The organism is Dysgonomonas sp. 511 (assembly GCF_010501105.1).
Lineage (GTDB): Bacteria > Bacteroidota > Bacteroidia > Bacteroidales > Dysgonomonadaceae > Dysgonomonas.
This window is the reverse complement of sequence record NZ_QVMQ01000003.1, coordinates 137,025-155,285: the sequence shown is the minus strand read 5'-3', so window position 1 is coordinate 155,285 and position 18,261 is coordinate 137,025. Positions and strand designations below refer to the sequence as shown.

21 protein-coding genes are annotated in these 18,261 nt (G+C 39.3%); 16 read left to right on the top strand and 5 right to left on the bottom strand.

The features are described 5' to 3' along the window. Window positions 1-504, top strand: coding sequence for a hypothetical protein (locus D0T57_RS02515; RefSeq protein WP_163270549.1), 504 nt, complete (start codon window positions 1-3; stop codon window positions 502-504). Here the strand turns inward: D0T57_RS02515 and D0T57_RS02510 are convergent. Genes D0T57_RS02510 through D0T57_RS02500 form a run of 3 tightly spaced genes read right to left on the bottom strand, consistent with a single transcriptional unit; the run spans window position 485 to window position 2,120 of the window. Further along, window positions 485-1,246, bottom strand: a complete 762-nt coding sequence (locus D0T57_RS02510; RefSeq protein WP_163270547.1) for a hypothetical protein — start codon at window positions 1,244-1,246, stop codon at window positions 485-487. The two genes, D0T57_RS02515 and D0T57_RS02510, sit on opposite strands and share 20 nt — an antisense overlap. After that, the gene (locus D0T57_RS16045; RefSeq protein WP_163270545.1) at window positions 1,243-1,746 is read right to left on the bottom strand and encodes a rhomboid family intramembrane serine protease; all 504 of its coding nucleotides are present in this window, start codon (window positions 1,744-1,746) and stop codon (window positions 1,243-1,245) included. Before D0T57_RS16045 ends, D0T57_RS02510 begins: the two co-directional genes overlap by 4 nt. Next, window positions 1,743-2,120, bottom strand: coding sequence for a hypothetical protein (locus tag D0T57_RS02500; protein WP_163270543.1), 378 nt, complete (start codon window positions 2,118-2,120; stop codon window positions 1,743-1,745). Before D0T57_RS02500 ends, D0T57_RS16045 begins: the two co-directional genes overlap by 4 nt. A gap of 167 nt (window positions 2,121-2,287) precedes the next feature. Between D0T57_RS02500 and D0T57_RS02495 the strand changes: the two genes are divergently transcribed. From D0T57_RS02495 to D0T57_RS02425, 15 genes are all read left to right on the top strand, one after another. Continuing rightward, entirely contained in the window at window positions 2,288-3,088 is an 801-nt protein-coding gene (locus D0T57_RS02495) for a hypothetical protein (RefSeq protein WP_163270541.1), read from the top strand. 28 nt (window positions 3,089-3,116) lie between these two features. Next, complete coding sequence (locus D0T57_RS02490) at window positions 3,117-4,502, top strand: hypothetical protein (protein WP_163270539.1); 1,386 nt, start codon at window positions 3,117-3,119, stop codon at window positions 4,500-4,502. A 65-nt stretch (window positions 4,503-4,567) separates the two neighbouring features. Then, window positions 4,568-5,104: a hypothetical protein gene (locus D0T57_RS02485; RefSeq protein WP_163270537.1), complete on the top strand. Its 537-nt coding sequence runs from the start codon at window positions 4,568-4,570 to the stop codon at window positions 5,102-5,104. A 124-nt stretch (window positions 5,105-5,228) separates the two neighbouring features. Beyond that, entirely contained in the window at window positions 5,229-5,891 is a 663-nt protein-coding gene (locus D0T57_RS02480) for a hypothetical protein (RefSeq protein WP_163270536.1), read from the top strand. A gap of 3 nt (window positions 5,892-5,894) precedes the next feature. Continuing rightward, entirely contained in the window at window positions 5,895-7,103 is a 1,209-nt protein-coding gene (locus D0T57_RS02475; protein ID WP_163270534.1) for a hypothetical protein, read from the top strand. Then, the gene (locus D0T57_RS02470; RefSeq protein WP_163270532.1) at window positions 7,103-8,380 is read left to right on the top strand and encodes a WD40 repeat domain-containing protein; all 1,278 of its coding nucleotides are present in this window, start codon (window positions 7,103-7,105) and stop codon (window positions 8,378-8,380) included. The genes D0T57_RS02475 and D0T57_RS02470 overlap by 1 nt, the downstream gene beginning before the upstream one ends. Continuing rightward, on the top strand, window positions 8,380-8,724 hold the full coding sequence (locus D0T57_RS02465) for a hypothetical protein (protein WP_163270530.1): 345 nt from the start codon (window positions 8,380-8,382) through the stop codon (window positions 8,722-8,724). Before D0T57_RS02470 ends, D0T57_RS02465 begins: the two co-directional genes overlap by 1 nt. After that, window positions 8,708-9,208, top strand: a complete 501-nt coding sequence (locus D0T57_RS02460) for a hypothetical protein (protein WP_163270528.1) — start codon at window positions 8,708-8,710, stop codon at window positions 9,206-9,208. The genes D0T57_RS02465 and D0T57_RS02460 overlap by 17 nt, the downstream gene beginning before the upstream one ends. Next, window positions 9,198-9,635 (top strand): M15 family metallopeptidase, encoded by a 438-nt coding sequence (locus D0T57_RS02455; protein WP_185154610.1) that lies wholly within the window; start codon window positions 9,198-9,200, stop codon window positions 9,633-9,635. Before D0T57_RS02460 ends, D0T57_RS02455 begins: the two co-directional genes overlap by 11 nt. Continuing rightward, complete coding sequence (locus D0T57_RS02450; RefSeq protein ID WP_255490462.1) at window positions 9,632-10,075, top strand: hypothetical protein; 444 nt, start codon at window positions 9,632-9,634, stop codon at window positions 10,073-10,075. The genes D0T57_RS02455 and D0T57_RS02450 overlap by 4 nt, the downstream gene beginning before the upstream one ends. Continuing rightward, a complete protein-coding gene (locus D0T57_RS02445) occupies window positions 10,072-11,517 on the top strand; it encodes a hypothetical protein (protein ID WP_163270526.1) in 1,446 nt (481 codons plus the stop codon). Before D0T57_RS02450 ends, D0T57_RS02445 begins: the two co-directional genes overlap by 4 nt. 37 nt (window positions 11,518-11,554) lie before the next feature. After that, window positions 11,555-11,833 carry a hypothetical protein gene (locus tag D0T57_RS02440; protein WP_163270524.1) on the top strand — a complete coding sequence of 93 codons (279 nt, stop codon included), beginning with the start codon at window positions 11,555-11,557 and terminating at the stop codon, window positions 11,831-11,833. A 227-nt stretch (window positions 11,834-12,060) separates the two neighbouring features. Further along, window positions 12,061-14,007: a hypothetical protein gene (locus D0T57_RS02435; RefSeq protein WP_221412273.1), complete on the top strand. Its 1,947-nt coding sequence runs from the start codon at window positions 12,061-12,063 to the stop codon at window positions 14,005-14,007. Window positions 14,008-14,213: 206 nt separating this feature from the next. Continuing rightward, entirely contained in the window at window positions 14,214-14,570 is a 357-nt protein-coding gene (locus D0T57_RS02430; RefSeq protein WP_163270521.1) for a hypothetical protein, read from the top strand. Window positions 14,571-14,748: 178 nt separating this feature from the next. Beyond that, window positions 14,749-15,273 carry a hypothetical protein gene (locus D0T57_RS02425; protein WP_163270519.1) on the top strand — a complete coding sequence of 175 codons (525 nt, stop codon included), beginning with the start codon at window positions 14,749-14,751 and terminating at the stop codon, window positions 15,271-15,273. 36 nt (window positions 15,274-15,309) lie between these two features. Here D0T57_RS02425 and D0T57_RS02420 read toward each other — a convergent pair whose 3' ends face one another. Beyond that, complete coding sequence (locus tag D0T57_RS02420) at window positions 15,310-17,877, bottom strand: hypothetical protein (RefSeq protein WP_163270517.1); 2,568 nt, start codon at window positions 17,875-17,877, stop codon at window positions 15,310-15,312. A gap of 21 nt (window positions 17,878-17,898) precedes the next feature. After that, entirely contained in the window at window positions 17,899-18,192 is a 294-nt protein-coding gene (locus tag D0T57_RS02415; RefSeq protein ID WP_163270515.1) for a hypothetical protein, read from the bottom strand. Window positions 18,193-18,261 lie beyond the last annotated feature (69 nt).

Below are 18,261 nucleotides of genomic sequence, written 5' to 3'. Positions count from 1 at the left end.
ATGAATAGAATACCTTTGATATTTATATACTCCCATGATAATATATTTCAAGGAGTAAAACAGGAAAGTTCTTTATCGTATAAAAATAAAGTGGATAAAGATGGCAACAATTTATTTGAGCAGCTTGTGTTTGACGAGGCCTATCTTTCGAAGTTCAGAGAATTATTTTTCGATGCACAGGCTGAAATAAGCCCTGCCCTATCTGCTTATATGAGAGAGGTTCCCGTTGATACTGCATATTACGAGATACAAGACTTCTCGAAAGATAGGGATTATACGTTTCATCTTCTTATGCCAGAAGATTACGACAGACATATGACACATCCCATTGACATTAAGATAAGGCAGTTTATCATAGCTTATATTATGTACAGATGGCTTGAAATAAAATTACCGAGTGATGCAGCTATCTACATGGAGCGTGCAGCAAAAGTAAAAGACGAAGCAAAAGAACTATTGGAGCGCAGGACTACAAGACCTAAAATTAATCATCAGATGTTTTGATATTAATGTCAAAATGGAACACTGTCTTTTGAGTTGAATATTCTCCTAAATTCAACTCTTTGTAGATCGAGTTATCAATACTGTCGTATAACTTATGTACTAGTGAATTAAAATCAATCAAAGAATTGTAAAATTCTACCCATGTTGAAAGATCTCTGTTACAGATATCTTCTCCAACATCTGGAAGGTATGGAGCATTAAGTAATATATAATAATTTGAATTTGCAAGTTTGGACAACAATTGTATTTGGTCGCCAGTCAAGAACTCCATGTATGCAAATAAGTCAATAATTATCTCCTTTGTCTCTTTTCTATTAACTAACAAGGCTGAATGTATTGTTTTTAACTTCGGATCGTTATTAACATGGCTGGACAATGTCTTATTTGATAATATATTCTTTAATGTTTCAACATCCAACATTTTATAGTTTATATTTGGCGTTTCACAACCATTATTCAAGTATGAAAATGGGGCAAATGATTTGTGATATATCATATCAATAAAATAAGCTATAGCATACTCTGCCTTTTTTCGTTTTTCATAATATGGTATATAAGTAACAAGTAGATAAAAGACTAAACCGGCAAAATAACTGTACGAAATATTTATTAAAATTTTATTTATTTTGTCAGCATTTTCAAGTGCTCCAAATTTTAAAATTTGGATATCTAATTCTATTGTAAAAATTATATATAATGATATAAGTGTAGGCAGTGCAAGGATGTAATTAATGTATTTCATGTATTTCGATTTTCTTTCAAAGATAATAATATCCCAGAAATAAAACCAAGTAGTATAGTATATATGTGTATATAAAAATTACTATTTGTTTTTAACATGCTTATAGTCAATCCTATTAAAACCATACAAATATTCAGCAAATATCTTCGGGTATCTACTATTTTTATCTCCCTATAAAATAAGGTTACGCCAATATATAATCCTACCATAGCGTATATAACCGAAGAAACACCCACAGTTGAAACATTGTACATAGTCAGAAAAGAAGTAACAACAGCAATAGCAAAAGATACTGGAAGAAATATTTTTCTACTTACAAACTGTTCCAGAGTTGAAAATACGACAATGAAGGAAATTGAATTTATAATCAGGTGCGATATAGATGCGTGTTGAAATATATAGGTCAAGTGGGTATATAATGGAGACGTGTTTGTATATCCAATTCTTATATCAAACAAGATAAATACCAGAATAAAAACCAAGACAAATATATATTTCATTTTTTCATCAATTCGTAATACAATATTATTCCTCTGGATTGAGAGATATAAAATCGTGGTGCTGATTGTTCGGAAATTATTTTATTAATCTCCTCGTCTCTTAGGGACGGACACCCGTTTTTTAAAATTTCATATCTTTTAAGTATCTCAAGATGAAGCTCTTTAGACGCTTCACTTTTGGGGAGATTCTCTTTTCCTCTGCGTATTATTTTGGCATATTCTCTGGGGTGAATATAAAACGACCTTGCAGGCATCAATATCGCTTTGCCAACAATTTGAGAAACAGAGACATTTCCATCAGAATTCTGCCTTATAATATCACAGGCGTTCATAAAATCCTGATCCCGGTCTTCTCTATAAAATAACTCTGCCATATAAGTATATTAAACAATACAAATTTACCTGAAAGCAAAGCAATTGATAAACCTATATCCTCATACTTTTCGACCACCCCGATAGTTTTTTCATCTACAACATTGATCATCTTTTATATTCTATTTATTTGTTACGCATAATTATGTAACTGTATAAATATTACAATATGGCAGCAGAAATAGATAAAGCATCAAAACAAACACCAGAAGGAGAAATTGTCGTTGAGCAGGCTGAAACGCCTAGGGGGCGCGCCGGAGTTCTCTCTAAATTCATGAAGGCTAATCCGGATTATCAAGGAGAGCCGACAGATGAAGAGTTGTGGGGTTACGCCGGTGAAGATTACGATTCGGTAAAAGGAGCTCATAAAAAAAACATGGAATCTCAACAAAGGTTTAGCGAATTTCTTGTCAATAATCCGCGATTTGGGGGTATTATAGGAGCCAGCTATGGAGAAGGGGAAGATAAAGTACCTGTCGGAAGAGCTATAGGCCGAGCTTATGGAGATGTGCTACAAGAAGATGAAGACTTTTGGGAAGGCGTGAAAGAATACGAAGCTTCTCAGGCTCAGAGTAGGGAAGAACAAGAGCAGGCTCAACAGAATTTCCAGGAATCCCTTAAGCGATTTGACCAATACGTAACTGACAACCAATTGCCAGAAGAAAGAAAAACCGCGATTTACGAAGGGATTATGCAATTAGCTGATAGTTTCTTGATGGGGGATATTCCCGCTGAAATATTTGAGCTTATCGACAAAGGGCAGACAAGTGACCAGAGAGTACAGGAAGCTGCCGATACCGGATATGTGGAAGGGAAAGGCGAAGCGATAAGACCTGCATTGAGAAAACTTACATCTGACAAAAGTCCTATTCCGGATATGGCCGGAGGTACAGGCGCGGGAAAAAATAAAACCCGATCTAAAAATACGGGAGGTAGCTACTATGATAGCATGGAAGAAGTAAAAGAATAAATATTGCAAACTAATATTTTTATTAAAAATGAAACAGAAATTATTGAAATTGAAGGATAGCGGAGCATTTATGATATTGCTTATGCTACTGTGCTCCATAATTGGAGTTGGTGATGGTTCGGCTATGACTGCTGATGCTACTGCTCTGGATAAAGGGGGTAGTGCCGACACTAATGCCATGACTAAAGTTACTGGCATGAATGAGAGGTCGGAAGACTTGATAATGGCAGAGCTTGATGAACGTGTCACCAAGATCAGGCCACATGATGTTATCCTCGACACCATTGCCCGAACAATAGACGACCAGAAGATTCTGGGAGACGGAGAAAGAACATCACGAAACCAGGAAGTAGAACATTATGCCATAAGCACTATTGAACTTACGGCCACCGTCACTACTGCTATTGATGACACAGGAGCTTCGCAAGTAGTGCTGGAGACGTCAGATAAAAAAATATTTGCTAATGAGCAAACAATTATAGCAAAAGGAATACAAGGTTATTTGCCGAATGGGGCAGTTGACCCGCTTCGCTCCCTGATGCTTTATGTAATCAATAAAGATAGTTCGGGACATCCGATTGTTGTAGCAGTCAATGGTAAGCCTGCCGCAAGTGGAGATGGCACAACCGTTCCTGCTATTGCTGTTGGAACAAAATTAATTCGCGCCGGTAGGGCCGGTTCGGAAACGCAGATACAAACAGACCCTTACAGTGCAGTTCCTACCAAATTTTACCAATACCTACAAAAATTCATGGCACAGGTAGAAGTATCTACCCTGTTTGAACGTGCCAAGAAAGAAGTAAAATGGACTTTCACAGACCAGGAAGAAGAGGCCGTATTCGATATGAGGCGTACAATGAACGTTTCTTTTTGGCTAGGTGTGAAATGGAAAATTGTCACTCCAAATGCACACAACAAAAAGGCTGAGGATGTATATTTCACGGAAGGCATATGGACGCAAGCGGGTAAAGAATTTAGCTTTAGCGGTTTGAGCGTGACAGCCGATAGCATCGTAGCCTTAATGAAACATGCCTTTACTGGAAACAATTCTAGCAAGCGTAAAACATTGATTGTTGGTAGTGACCTATTAGAAGCCCTTGAAAAGGTTGAATATACTAAAGTTGTTTATGTTGGCTCTACAGTTCAGTCTCATGGAGTAGAATATACACAGATAGTATCTAAGTTCGGCAGGTTGCTGATTGCCCATGACCAGACGTTGGATGATATGGGTATGGCAGACAAAGGATTTATTCTTGATATCGACTTCCTGCGAAAATGGACCTTCGGATGGAGAGTACAAGACTTTGATTTTAGAAAATCCGGTCAATCGGACTCCGATGGACGTGCTTTGATAGAAATATGCGGACTGGTACTCCGTAACCCAGATGCACACTCACGAGTTTCACTAACATAAAATAAATTCATGCAGGTTGGGGGCTATCCCCTTCCTGCTATTATCTGTTCAACCAAATTATAATTATGGCAGCAAAAAGATATATATCGAAAACAGGAGTAAAATATACATTTCTGGTAAGTGTAAATGGGAAAATTAAGTCTGTTTCATTCAAAGGCAATGAGAAAGACTGTATAATTCAAGATGCAGCAACACAAAAGGCTGTTGAAGATTCAGAATATTTTAAAGATGGGCGTATCGGTGTCGCGCCCGGAACTACCGCAGGCGGATTTGATGAAGATGTTAGCGGATTGGCAGGAACCGAGAAAACAGAAGATAAGCTAAATGTGGCTCGCTCTGACTCGAGAACAAATGCACAGAAAGAGGCTGATGCCCTAAAAGCGGCAACAGAAGAAGAATCTGCCGGTTCAGGAACCGAGAAAACAGAAGAGGGGAAAGCCGAAGAAAAAGTTCATACAGGCGTAACAAGTCCTCTCGATGCCAGAGATATTCTGATTGAAACTTACGGTGTATCTCCACAAGGAGTACAGAAGAATCCAGAAGCAATACTAAAGAAAGCTACAGAGCTAGGTGTTTCTTTCCCAGACTTAAAAATAGAGTAATCAACTCTGAGAAGAATATTATAAAAAGGCTGTTAGTGCTAGAATGCTAGCAGCCTTTATTTAATGAGCAAATAAGCCAATATGAAAATGTGCCAATTGGCTGACGCATAAAAAAAGAGAAAAGATGAAAGCAAAATTTATAGCACGTGTGATGCAAATAATGAATGAGCTCGGATGGAATGATACCGAGTCGAATGCTTTTATCGGTTCGGATACCACTAAGGTAAAAGGGCATATAGAAAGTGTTTTCGTGGATGCGTGGCGTAAAGCGGTCAATATGTTACCGAAGACATACTTTACAATTAACGATTTCTCGAATCACAAGTTAGTGCCTGATGTACCGATGGGAACAGGCTATATAGTTTTGCCCGAAGATTTCTATATTCTTGCTTCTTTCAAAATGAAAGGCTGGCAGGTCGCGGCAGAAACACTTATTGACAGTTCCGATCCTATTGCCCGAATACAGGCAAATGAATATACACGGGGAAATGTAGTGCGACCGGTATGCGTCCTTAACAGCAAAGGTATAAAAGAACGCATTGGGGAGAATATAACACTGGCAGCAAAGAATGTGATTGAGTATTATTCCTTACCTAAAGGATACAAACATATAGTAGAAGAAGCTTTGTATATACCTCTTATACCAACCCTGGATAATGAACCCCGATTAAGCGATAAGTTATTCGTACCGCTTGCATATTTATGTGCGAGCCAAGTATTTTACATATTTGAGAAGCCTGATATAGCGCAGGTATTGGAAAATAAAGCAACAGAGATAATACATTGATCTATGAATAATTGCCAAAATAATACAATTAGCAGCCTTCCTTCTGATTTTTGGAAAGCACTCATGCTGTTACCGGCATTCAGGTATATGAAAGCTCCTGTGGATACTGTGGTTCAACTGTACGAGAAATACCCAGATGGTAATGAAAAATATACATTTGCATTTGTCCACGATGAGAACACATTCTATACATACCATCCCGGAATAGAAGACAGGGGTAATTGGAAACCCATAAAAGGAGACAGTTTAAACTCATTCTTTGAAATATTGACATCTGACCTGATGCGTGAAGGTGACATATTGGTATGGAATGAGCAAAAACAACGGTTTGTCGTAGGTGCTATGAATCTGGGCATTCTAAAGACCTATGATACCTATGATTTGATGTATGCTGATAAAGAAAGCCCTATAGCTGATAATGGCAGGTTTATACTGAACGGACAGCTTGTTTCTGTAATAAGTGATACAGACGAGTCGAAAAACGGTATATATGCTTATGTTGTCAAAGATAATGAAAGGGGATGGACAAAGAGAAGCGATATTGCCATACCGGAAGACATGGCAAGGACGGGCGGGTATGCCGGAACATTGAAAGATTTGGATGATAGAAAACAAGATAAGTTTATTTTTCCACATATCAATGTATCACAGTTGAATGATACTTATGATTATCAGGATAAAACAACCGCCAGAAGTTCAGTGCCGGAAGCATCACGAAGCTTAGGACAAGAACTAACATATTCATTGGTTTCGGGTGAATGGATATCAGAGCAGTTTGTAGGAGAGTCTTTGTCTGAATGGCTAGAAGAAAATAACTGGAAAGTTTCTGATTCATCCAAAATACCTGTCATAGAAGCCGGAACGACAACCAGTGTTCCTTATGGACAACCGGCAGAGGTGGAGATTGTGCCTGACGGGGAAACTCCTGCCGGAATACCTATCTATAAGGTCAATTTTAAATTGCCAGAAGGTAAACCCGGAGAGGGTAATATGAGGCTTCTTAATCAGAAAGATATGGATAAATCTAAACAATATGTTTGGAGTCCCGATAGCAACTCGACAGGAGACGGTCGTTTTATTGAATATAAAACTTCTTATGACAAGGCAAAGGAAAATGGATACACAGGGACAGAAAAAGAGTTCTATACTCAGCTAGCCAGTATCGGCAATATAAATAACGTACTTGACGCAATAAACAGGGAGGTTATATAATGGGAACCACAGAACAGAAACTTCAGGCATTAACAACTTCTGTCGAAGACATACAGTCGGCCATAGGAGAAAAAGGGGTAATTATCACTGATACGACTCTTTTAAGAGAATATGGAGACAAGATAAGGTCTATTAATACAGGAATAGAAGTAAATGCTCCTGTCATAGATATTTCATTTGGTATGGATGTAAATAAGGGCGATGTGATATATGGAAAAGTAAAAGCCTATACTAAAATGCCGGCTTTGGAAGCTTTGCCTGATAATGGATTAGATGTTTCTTTTTCTCCTGACGGTAACAGAATTGCTGTTACTCATGTGGGTTCTCCCTATATCACCCTATATCAATGGAGTGGTACAACATATGTGAAAATGCCGGCATTGGAGGCGTTACCAGACTATGGGTCTAGTGCATCTTTTTCTCCTGATGGAAACAAAATTGCAGTGACGCACAGCGGTTCTCCCTATATCACCCTATATCAATGGAATGGTACAACATATGTGAAAATGCCGGCTTTGGAAGCTTTGCCTGATAATGGATCAGATGTTTCTTTTTCTCCTGACGGTAACAGAATTGCTGTTGCTCATGTAGGATCTCCCTATATCACCCTATATCAATGGAATGGTACAACATATGTAAAGATGCCGGCTTTGGAGGCTTTGCCGGGAAGAGGTCGCGGTATTTCTTTTTCTCCTGACGGAAACAAAATTGCAGTGGCGCATAGCGGTTCTCCCTATATCACCCTATATCAATGGAATGGTACAACATATGTGAAAATGCCGGCATTGGAGGCGTTAGCCGGGACAGGCAATGGAGTTTCTTTTTCTCCTGACGGAAACAGAATTGCTGTTACTCATGTGGGTACTCCCTGTATCACCCTATATCAATGGAGTGGTACAACATATGTGAAAATGCCGGCATTGGAGGCATTACCACAGGTAGGCAATGGTATTTCTTTTTCTCCTGACGGAAACAAAATTGCAGTGGCGCACAGCAGTTCTCCCTGTATCACCCTATATCAATGGAATGGTACAACATATGTGAAAATGCCGGCATTGGAGGCGTTAGCCGGGACAGGGACAGGAATTTCTTTTTCTAATAGAGGGTCTTTTTTAGCAGCTGCACATTATGGTTCACCCTATATTACCGTCTTTGCCCCCCTGTTTGAATTTTCGAAAGAAAATATTTATGGTTCTGATACGGATGTCGTATATATTCCGAAGGAAACATCTGCCGGTGGAGAAGAAACAAGTGCTTATAAAATACAAATATCCTGATGAAAATAATTTATAATTCATACCTGCCAGGAAAGAAATACAAGGCAATAAATCTGTTCGGTGTAGTCTTTGCCCGTAAAGATAAAGGACTGCTGAGTGATACAAATCAAAACCATGAAGCCATACATACCAGACAAGGAAGAGAAATGCTTTGGCTTATTTTCTACCTATGGTATATTATAGAATGGGTGATAAGGATAATCCAGTATCGTGACAGAAACAAGGCGTATTATAATATAAGTTTCGAGCGCGAAGCATATGCGAATGATGGTAATTTGGAATATTTGAAAAATAGAAAGCTTTTTGCTTTCGTAAAGTATTTGAAAGATGGAACGGATAATTGACAAAATGCCATTTATGGGAAGCCTGCAAACAATATTAATAAGCCTATTTAGCATGGCAGCAGCTTACTTTGATAGTACAATAACTTTCATGTATGCCCTATTTGCTGCGTTCGCATTCAATATACTTGCCGGAATGCGCGCCGATGATGTAAGCCTAAAAAATTGGCGAAACTTCAAGAAAAAGAAGTTCAAGGATAGCCTTGTAGAACTATTTATTATTGTAGGCATTACCTATATACTAAAAATGATAATGGATTTAATGGCGCATAACGAAAAAAGCGTATATGCCGTTCAGGTGCTCACATGGATAGCTCTTTATTACTATTTCCGCAATGGATTAAGAAACTTATCGAATGCCTATCCTAATCATTTATGGATAAAAGCGGTATATCACTTAGTTAGTTTTCAGATTATTAAATTATTACCTGATAGTGTAAAAGACGCTATGAATAAAGCAGAGGAGGAAAAGAAAGATGGTGTATAAATTTGGAGAACGGAGCCTTAAGAATATGGAAGGTGTTCACCCGTTACTGGTTGAGCTGCTAATGGCATCTATACCGGATAGCCCTGTGGATTTCACGGTAGTAGAAGGATTGCGGACAACTAAACGACAACAGGAGTTATACGCTCAGGGGAGAACCAAACCGGGAGCGATAGTTACCAAAGTTGACGGTGTGAAAAAGCTAAGTAATCATCAGGATGAAGCAGACGGCGTGAAAGACGGCTTAGGTTGCGCGGTTGATATATACCCATTCTTTAAGGGACAGGTGCAGGTAAACCACAAAGACACACATAGATGCCTGAAACTGATATCAGACCATATAAAAGCAAAAGCGAAAGAACTGGGATTAACTGTTGTCTGGGGTGGCGATTGGGGCTGGGATTATCCACATTTTGAATTGAAGTTATGAGAAAAGAAAAAAAGGACGATTTTTCAACCCCTCCTAAATGGTTATGTCTGCTGATAATTATATTTATTATTCTGGTTGGTCTGTTTGGCTGCAAGGCAAAGACTATTTATGTGCCTGTTGAAAGTTCAAAGAATGAATATAATAAATCGGAGGGGCGCGATTCTGTGTATATCCGTGATTCAATATACTTTACCGAATATAAGAAGGGAGATACCGTATATCAATTTATGTATAAAGACAGGTATTACTGGAAAGATAAGATAGTTAAGGATTCTATCTATATAAACGACACTATCCGCGTGACTTATCCCGTAGATGTGGAAAAAGAAGTAAACCGCCTTACATCTTTTCAATCATTTCAGGTATGGTGTGGCAGGATATTGTTGTTAATACTTTTGGGTTGGTTTGGTTTCAAAATAATTAAAAACAGATTTACATGATTACAATAAAGACAACAGAGGGCCAGATAAATATAAGCAACAATGGTGTGGTTTATATGGGTGTTGCAAAGAATAGGATAATCTACGATCCTACTGAAAAAGGTGTATGTTTTTATATAGCAGGAAAACCAGAATGGAGTTTATCCGGTAAATGGACAGACGGCATCACCCTCGATGGCGAAGAAATCACTCCGGAGAATATCTACGAAAAGTTCGAGGCACTTTTTTTTTTAGATAATGGCATAAAGCCTAGTGCTAGTGTTGACGATTTCCCCGAAGAAGGAAAACCAGGCGTGATATATATAGATGAATCCACAAACACAATGTATAGGTGGGATATGCAAACGGGTGGATATCGGGCGATTCCAGACTTTGGCGGTGAAATTGCGATTTCCAACCCGCAGACAAACGACATTCCCATCTTCGAAAACAACAAATGGATAAATAAAAACTTCCTGCAAATGATGGAAGATTTCGGCTTCGAAGTTACAGCCCTCAATCACTTTATAGTCAACTTGTCGCCACTGTCTGTGCAATATGATTTACCCACTTTGCGCAATGCTTTCGCCACCTTGCCGCCGTTGGTTCTTGAATCCGCAAAAACGGTACTTATTCCCGGAGCATATAACATAGGGGTGATTTATGGCATGAACCCTCGCACGGGCGATGTGGTGTCTTTTCCTTTTTCGAGGGCATCGGGCGCAAGCGTATTTAATAAGGCGAAGAATATAGTAATGACAGAAGCCAATATGCCACGGCTAGATTATGGTTATTATTCCTCAAAACCTAAAATACTGATAGAAAAGGAATCGACTAATCTCTATTTAAGCAGTTCCGGTATAGATCAGGATGCAAATCCTCTAAAATCAAGTATTGTGGCATTTGGCGACGGTTTCGATGTGTTTCCAAGAACGGCAGCGATGCCATATCCTGACGAATCAATGTCTTACGCTATTTGGTGGGGACGGTTTGATGGATATACCGAAGATGGTGTTACCTACCATTATTCTGTTTTCGTTAAAGACTACAATGACAATATCGGTGGAGAATTTGATTTGCGTTCAACTCTAACTGCGGGTATAAGGTGGGAACGGAGCAAATATAATATAAATGATGCCGACTTTGGAGAGATGACGGCAGTCAGGATGCCATATAGCCGAGTTTCGTTTAGAGCTCCCTCCACGTACACTGCCGCAGGTTCGGGCGGGTATGTTGGATTACAGAAAAGAAAGGAATACGACACGAAAGATTTTGTATTTACAGGATTTCAAGTGGAAAAAGGTGATGTTACATCATATATACCCGCACCGACAAATACGCAGGTAACCCGCACCGCCGACCTGTTGACCTATGATATGGAAAATGCTTGCTCACATGGAATATTCACGAAGACCTCGACAATGAAGGCATTCTGCAACTCGCAGTATTCGACCGCATTTTGACCGATGAAGAAAAAGAACAATTAATCAATTAACAATTATGGAAACAAAATATTACTCATGCAAAGAAAGAGAAGACCTCGACAATGTAATCAGTTTTAAAGGTAACTACTACGAAGACAGCGACATTGTGATAGACGCAGTAGGCAAAGTAAACCTCAATCCTCCTATCGAACTGGAGGAAGGGGAGGTAGACACGCGTGAACCGGTTTGGAGCGACTATTTATTTAACGTGTGCTTCAAGACAGGAAATAGGGCGGATTTGTTCGGATCTTTTAAGGAGGAAAGGCCGAAGACGCCGTTTAGGAGGTTTTTGTGAAAAACAGGCTTTTTACTATCATATAATTATACCTTAGCTTGCTTGATGTAAATGATATAATAAAAAGGAATACACATAAGCATAAGGAAATAGATAAGCCTTATGACCCTATTACAGGAGAGGGGTGTGTTGGGAAAAGGGTGTGCCTGAAAGTAGCAGATGCACCCTGTTTCTTAACATCTAATATAGACACAGAGATATGTATTTTCTATCTTCCTGAAAAAATGATGAAAACAAAGATTTGCAGGCAACTGAAAAAATACGGTTCGGTTGCTAAACTCTTTGAAGAAACAGGGATAGAGCTAAATATAAAAACATATTTCGCATTCTGGACTACTTTTTGCGAGGTGCGCATAAAATACGACTTCGAGTATTTTGCCGTAGCCTATCAGACCATAGAGGACGGAGATACGGCAGAAGATATACCCTTCCGGCTAAAAAGAGCACAAAGAAGGTTTCTTGCTAAACTGGAAGCAATGAGGTTGTCCGGAGTGCCGATACGCATAATTATTCTCAAAGCCCGACAAATGGGGCTATCAACTGTTACGCAGTTGTATATGGCGTGGATTCAGATAGTACATAAAAAGAACTGGCATAGCGTTATTGCTGCCCACGTAAAAGATAGTGCCAATACTATACGCGCTATGTTTGATAAGGTTATCCAGAATATGCCACCTATAAGCGGAGAAAAATATACAATAGGACCATTCAATAATACCCAGAATATAAAAATAGTTCATCAAACAGGATGCCGTATTACTGTTGGGTCGGCCGAAGCACCGGAGTCTGTCCGAAGCCAAAACCCTAAATTAGCACACTTATCGGAAATAGCCTTCTATCCGAATACTACCAAAAAAGGGACTTCACAACTTATCGGTAGTATAATAAGCCCTATCAAACGTGTTCCTCTTACTATGATTGTCTATGAGAGTACAGCCAATGGTGTAGGAGATTATTTTCACTCACAATGGCTGAAAGCAAAAAAAGAAGAAACAGCATTCGAGCCGATTTTCTTACCCTGGTATTATGATGACAGATATACAGAGCCTATAAACGGATCCTATAATAATGAGTCTGGCAAAAAAGTAGAAGGAGACATAGTCGATTTTATACTGTCATTGACGGAACGAGAACTAGACCTGTTTGCCAATCACGAAGAATGTACTCTTGAAAATCTAAACTGGTACCGTGGTAAAAATGCGGAAATGGACACGGACGAACTTATGATGCAAGAGTTCCCTAGTGATGATATAGAAGCATTCCAGGATTCCGGGTTACCTGCATTCAGGGCGAAACATATAGAGAGAATGCGAAGCAAATGCAAACCGCCTGTTGCTGTCGGGGAACTTGTCGCAGATGCAAGTCCTACTATGTTTAAAATGAAAGACAGAGACTTGAAAACTATTCTTTCTAATATCCGTTTTGCAGAAGATAAGGAAGCTACTGGGGCAATGAAGAGTAGTGATCCTAAACTTAGACAACGCAAGAGTAGGGATAAACTGTGTATCTGGGATTTTCCAGATACTACACAAAAGGTATCGGACAGATACCTGGTTGTTTTCGATCCGCAGAAAGGAATATCGGAAGGTGCCGACTGGGGTGTCATTACCGTTATAGACCGTTTCGGCATGATATACGGAGACAAGCCAGAGATAGTAGCACAATGGAAAGGTAGGATAGATAAGGATATTACTATCTGGATTGCAGCACAGATAGCCAAATATTACAATAATGCCCTGTTAGTAGTTGAAAGCAATACTTACGACTCTGAATCGAAGGAAGATGATGCAGAAACTATATTCAATATCCTTGCTGAATATTACGATGAATTGTATAGCCGTACTCCTGCCGACAAGATAAAAGAGGGTGTTCCTGCCAAATATGGCTTTAATACCAATAAGAGCACTAAGCCGATGATACGTGCTACTTATGTGGCTGTATTACGTGAAGAGTCTTATATAGAGCGTTCGGAAGATGCCTTAGACGAAGCCAGAGTATATGAACAAAAGCAAAACGGATCGTTCGGTGCCAAAGATGGACACCACGATGATATTATTATGACTCGCATGATAGGGCTTCATATTTGTTTCTATGAAATGCCTTTGCCTGTTATAATAAAAGAGGAAGAAGACAGAGAAAGATTGAGAATACCTGTAGGAGAGTCAAGTTTCTAATATTGCTATGTGGTCGAAAACTACCGGTCATATTATTGCCATGAACAAAAGCTTATATGTAAATTAGCAGTTGAAAGGCTGCAAGCCTCTTTGTTTACAATTATCATTACTACAGGATGTCAGTTATAAGTATTATACGTTCAGATTTTAAAGAATATTACATAGGATTGTGTAATTGGTTTTTCTATTGGCGTCACTCACTAAAAATGAATCTTGCTATTCGTTTGGCTGATATGAAGCAAAAGGCATTCAACAAACAGTATCATGTTATGCTTCTTGAAGTGCCTGTAAGAGAAAGAGTAAAGACGAAAGATGCTAACGGAAATGAACAGACAGAAGAGGTTATCCGATACAGCAATAAACTTGTATCTGTAAATAGGGAGGATATAAACAGATTCAAACGTAAGAAATGGATTCCAAAGCATGTAGATATGCTCAGTCTCAAACAAACGTCTTTCTTCTATTCTACGCCATTGAGCCGAAATAACAAATCGACTCCCGAAGAAAGAAAAGCGGCCAAAAAGAAATATATGAAGTATGCTAAAAAATATATGCGAAGTTGATCTTCGGTAAAGATAAATTATGTGTTTCATACAGTATTATTAAATTAAAGGTTAATCGGGAGATAGGGTTTGTCGTGAGATAAGCCCTATTTTTTTATGCAGCATACCTTTTTATAATACATATACTACAAATATGAATATTTTATTAACTTTGGCTTACGATTAATCTTTACATGAAATGAAACATATATTGTATATATTTTTATTGATAGGGATGTTTGCATCATGCTCATCGGATGATGACGGAACAGACGGAGGCAAACAAGGTAACGGAACTAGTATGATAGATGAAAAGATAGTAGGCAAGTGGAAGGTGGAATATAGCAAGACCATTAATCCGGCACGGTATGATGAGGAAAAAGGCGATGTGCTTTATCCTGTTGATGCGGTGGTTACTGAGTATTTGGGTAATTATGGAGAGCCGGATATTATACCTGAATCTGGATTATTTAACGCAAAAGAAGTTAGAATAGAAATAAATAACAAAAATTCTATTATTGTTTCATCTGTTTTAGAGAAAGACCAAGCTATCTCTTATAAGATAGAGGACGGCTATCTAAAGTGGATTGCAAACTCAGATCAAAAAGTTTGTATAAAATATAAGCTCAACGGCAATAAGCTAATAATGGAAATGGTTGCGTTTGAGAATATGGTGCATCCGAATATCTACACCATATCCGAATATTCGAAAATAACGGAATAGAACAAGGGGCTTTGTCGATTTAAAGCCCCTTAATTATTACCTCATTTTGGTATTGTTGTATTCTGCATTGATAACCGATTCGAGAAACTGTATCTGGCTGTTGTCGTCGAGCATACCTGCAAACAGGAATGAAAAACGGCTGAATTTACCAGAACCGAACAATCCCATATCCTTATCCCTGATATTGCCCTGCGGCAAAGACAGTCCGCGAAGAGCCATTAAGTTGACACCATCGTTGGAGTGGTATGTAATAGCCATAGAGAATTTGTCCTCCGCCGGATTCTTTACATTGAACAATGTACCTCTCATAATCATTCTTTCGAGCCTCTTGATACCCACAATGCCTAATTGCAAAGGGCGCATGATGAAACTGACGTGAGTGGACGGGGGCTGAGATAAAGAAAAATCTTTTACCTTATTGTCGCCTATAACCAAAAGTTCGGGAAAGGCATTGCCGACTACCAGATCAACCTTTTCGGTAGATTGGTAGAACTGGTTATAGTCCAACCGGAGTACAAAGTTTGAATCTTTGCCGGGCGTGTTAATAATAAGTTCGTTGTGATACGGGTTGTAGATCAATGCGGAAATACCCTTCAGTATATCGGAAAATTTTTCGTAGACCGGTAGGAACACAACGCCATCGCAATGGGCGTTTGTCTCTATGCTTAAAGGCAACGGGCGTTGTTCGATTTGCGGGGAGATAAATTGTACTGCCTGCCCGTTGATAATACTCAACCCTCGCTGCGTGGTGAATGCAACGCCATAGGGTGTTTCGCCTACAATGGCAGTAGTGGGCGTTTCGGATGATGTGGGAGCAGACAAAGTGGAATAAAGCACCTCGCCATCGCCGATATTCATATTCCATATGCCCTGTGTGGTGAATACATACAACGGGTACTGCCCGTAGTTGCGGTCGGATACGTTCATAGCATTGGTGGCCATAGCGAGTATAGTGCCGTTGCCTACCTGATAGGTATTTGCATTGGGGAAACCTACAGGGTTGTTTAATTCGGATACTTTTATCTTGTTTGGTTCCGACAGGGTGACTTCTTTGGATGTATCAGGTGGTGTTACAGGTAGTGGTGTTGTTTCACCCACTATCGGCTTTAAATCCCCGTTCAGGTAATATGCGACATTGAGGAAGTTGTGCGTTTGCAGGGGTGCGGTAAACACGCGTGTCCATACATTGTTGTCATCGACCTCGTAGATAGTGATACGGCGTGCGCGCGGATCGGGGTATGATATCATAGCACTGGAGAACAGCTTGCTGACTGAAAAGTAATCGCTGTAAGCGGAATATACCTTGCCGACAGATGTGCCGGCCTGTACTTCTACTTCGGTAACTATGCGCCTGGTAGTGCCGGTAGTTTTGTCAACGCCGTTGTAGGCTGTCCACCAATTGAAGTATCCTGGATGGAAGCCCCGAAAGAATGTGGTCTTTATATTTCCAAGATGCAGCCTGTTGTTATAGACATAGGTAGCGGATGCGCCGTATTTATGGTTCGAGAAGTTGTCGTTAGCCATTAGCTCCTGATAGATGAGGTTGTCGAGCAGGGAAACGTCTTTTTCTTTATCGGGAAGTATATCGCCGAGGAAACCGGATGTTGTGCCGATATCAAGGCTTCGTATAAGGTAGAATGTAGAAGCATCCCTTACTTTTGACAGGATGCCGGATGTGTACGTTTTAGGAATATTGATAACATTCCAAAAACTAGTTACATCGTTTAGTATATTGGAATCGATATCTTCGGTATTGGAAATGCCCAACGGAGGGGATATGAAAATATCGACAGACTTAATGATCTCAGTCCAGTTATTTAGTTCCCCGGTTAAATCGTAGCCGAGATTGAGGGTAAAGCCTTCGGTAGTAACAAAGGAGTCGTCTGTCAGCCATTCGCCATCATAGAAATAGAAGCGGAACTGCAACTGCTTTATTTCTGTAATATCTTTTGGCGGTAATGCCAGTATCGGTGGAGAATGTTTAGCCAGAGTGCCATCGTAGAGCCTGAATGCATAACGCAGTATAAACCCATCGAAGAACTGTTGACCGTATTGATCGACAAGCTGATCCCTGCCTTTGTTGAGCAGCCCCTTTGTGGCATCGACAAAGTTGTTTTTGCTAATGGTGTTTTTACCATATTCGTTGGCATAGTAGAGTTGCGCCTTAGCTGTAGCGTTTGTGCCGAGCCGGATAACAGGTATTTCGGGAAGTTCGCCTAAGAATGTATATTCCTGATTCTGATAGAACAGGTAATATATATTACTGTCTGATATTAGCGAAAGGGTATTTCCTACTTGCTGAATGCTGTGTATGGTATCTTGAATGTAGGATGTAATTGTTTTGGGGTTGTCGCTCAATATATCCCAATATACGGATGCATATCCGTTTTGGTTGATTACTCCTATCCAGTTTTTATAGTCATTGTTCTGATGGATGAAAACAATGTCGTATTGCTGTGATAGTTCATGTGTTATTTTCCGGGGGGAAACGGGGTTTAAAACACCGCCTTCGGGGCGTAAGTTTACCAGTGAAAGCATATCGCCTTCCTGATACGCAGGCATGGTAGTAATACCATTGAATGGGGTTTGTACTCTTTCTGACATATTTTGGTTTTTGATGAAATATTAGTTGCATTCTTGTTGATGCAAAAAAGTAGATATAAAACCTTCGTAATCTGAAAGTATTTTATCTTCTGTTTCTATGAGATTGGAAATAGTATTGATGCCGTTCACTATTGAAGAGTGAACCATATTGAATTTTCGGGCTATAGTTCTTTTACCTATTCCGTTTTTGTTCAGATACAGCCAATATAGGTGCCGAGGTATTTTGTGTTCGTATTTTCGGGAGTGACCATTTATTTCTTCTGCTGGTACTCCGATGTATCCAGAATACTCTGTGAGGGTTAATATTGTATCCATTGCCTTATGTGTTTTAGAAAATAAAGGCAATATACATATAACTAAAAAGCAAACAAAATGCTAAAAATT

Coding starts and splice junctions, on each gene's coding strand:
- D0T57_RS02515 (WP_163270549.1), top strand. CDS start 1: ATGAATAGAATACCTTTGATATTTATATACTCCCATGATAATATATTT.
- D0T57_RS02510 (WP_163270547.1), bottom strand. CDS start 1,246: ATGAAATACATTAATTACATCCTTGCACTGCCTACACTTATATCATTA.
- D0T57_RS16045 (WP_163270545.1), bottom strand. CDS start 1,746: ATGAAATATATATTTGTCTTGGTTTTTATTCTGGTATTTATCTTGTTT.
- D0T57_RS02500 (WP_163270543.1), bottom strand. CDS start 2,120: ATGGCAGAGTTATTTTATAGAGAAGACCGGGATCAGGATTTTATGAAC.
- D0T57_RS02495 (WP_163270541.1), top strand. CDS start 2,288: ATGGCAGCAGAAATAGATAAAGCATCAAAACAAACACCAGAAGGAGAA.
- D0T57_RS02490 (WP_163270539.1), top strand. CDS start 3,117: ATGAAACAGAAATTATTGAAATTGAAGGATAGCGGAGCATTTATGATA.
- D0T57_RS02485 (WP_163270537.1), top strand. CDS start 4,568: ATGGCAGCAAAAAGATATATATCGAAAACAGGAGTAAAATATACATTT.
- D0T57_RS02480 (WP_163270536.1), top strand. CDS start 5,229: ATGAAAGCAAAATTTATAGCACGTGTGATGCAAATAATGAATGAGCTC.
- D0T57_RS02475 (WP_163270534.1), top strand. CDS start 5,895: ATGAATAATTGCCAAAATAATACAATTAGCAGCCTTCCTTCTGATTTT.
- D0T57_RS02470 (WP_163270532.1), top strand. CDS start 7,103: ATGGGAACCACAGAACAGAAACTTCAGGCATTAACAACTTCTGTCGAA.
- D0T57_RS02465 (WP_163270530.1), top strand. CDS start 8,380: ATGAAAATAATTTATAATTCATACCTGCCAGGAAAGAAATACAAGGCA.
- D0T57_RS02460 (WP_163270528.1), top strand. CDS start 8,708: ATGGAACGGATAATTGACAAAATGCCATTTATGGGAAGCCTGCAAACA.
- D0T57_RS02455 (WP_185154610.1), top strand. CDS start 9,198: ATGGTGTATAAATTTGGAGAACGGAGCCTTAAGAATATGGAAGGTGTT.
- D0T57_RS02450 (WP_255490462.1), top strand. CDS start 9,632: ATGAGAAAAGAAAAAAAGGACGATTTTTCAACCCCTCCTAAATGGTTA.
- D0T57_RS02445 (WP_163270526.1), top strand. CDS start 10,072: ATGATTACAATAAAGACAACAGAGGGCCAGATAAATATAAGCAACAAT.
- D0T57_RS02440 (WP_163270524.1), top strand. CDS start 11,555: ATGGAAACAAAATATTACTCATGCAAAGAAAGAGAAGACCTCGACAAT.
- D0T57_RS02435 (WP_221412273.1), top strand. CDS start 12,061: ATGAAAACAAAGATTTGCAGGCAACTGAAAAAATACGGTTCGGTTGCT.
- D0T57_RS02430 (WP_163270521.1), top strand. CDS start 14,214: ATGAATCTTGCTATTCGTTTGGCTGATATGAAGCAAAAGGCATTCAAC.
- D0T57_RS02425 (WP_163270519.1), top strand. CDS start 14,749: ATGAAACATATATTGTATATATTTTTATTGATAGGGATGTTTGCATCA.
- D0T57_RS02420 (WP_163270517.1), bottom strand. CDS start 17,877: ATGTCAGAAAGAGTACAAACCCCATTCAATGGTATTACTACCATGCCT.
- D0T57_RS02415 (WP_163270515.1), bottom strand. CDS start 18,192: ATGGATACAATATTAACCCTCACAGAGTATTCTGGATACATCGGAGTA.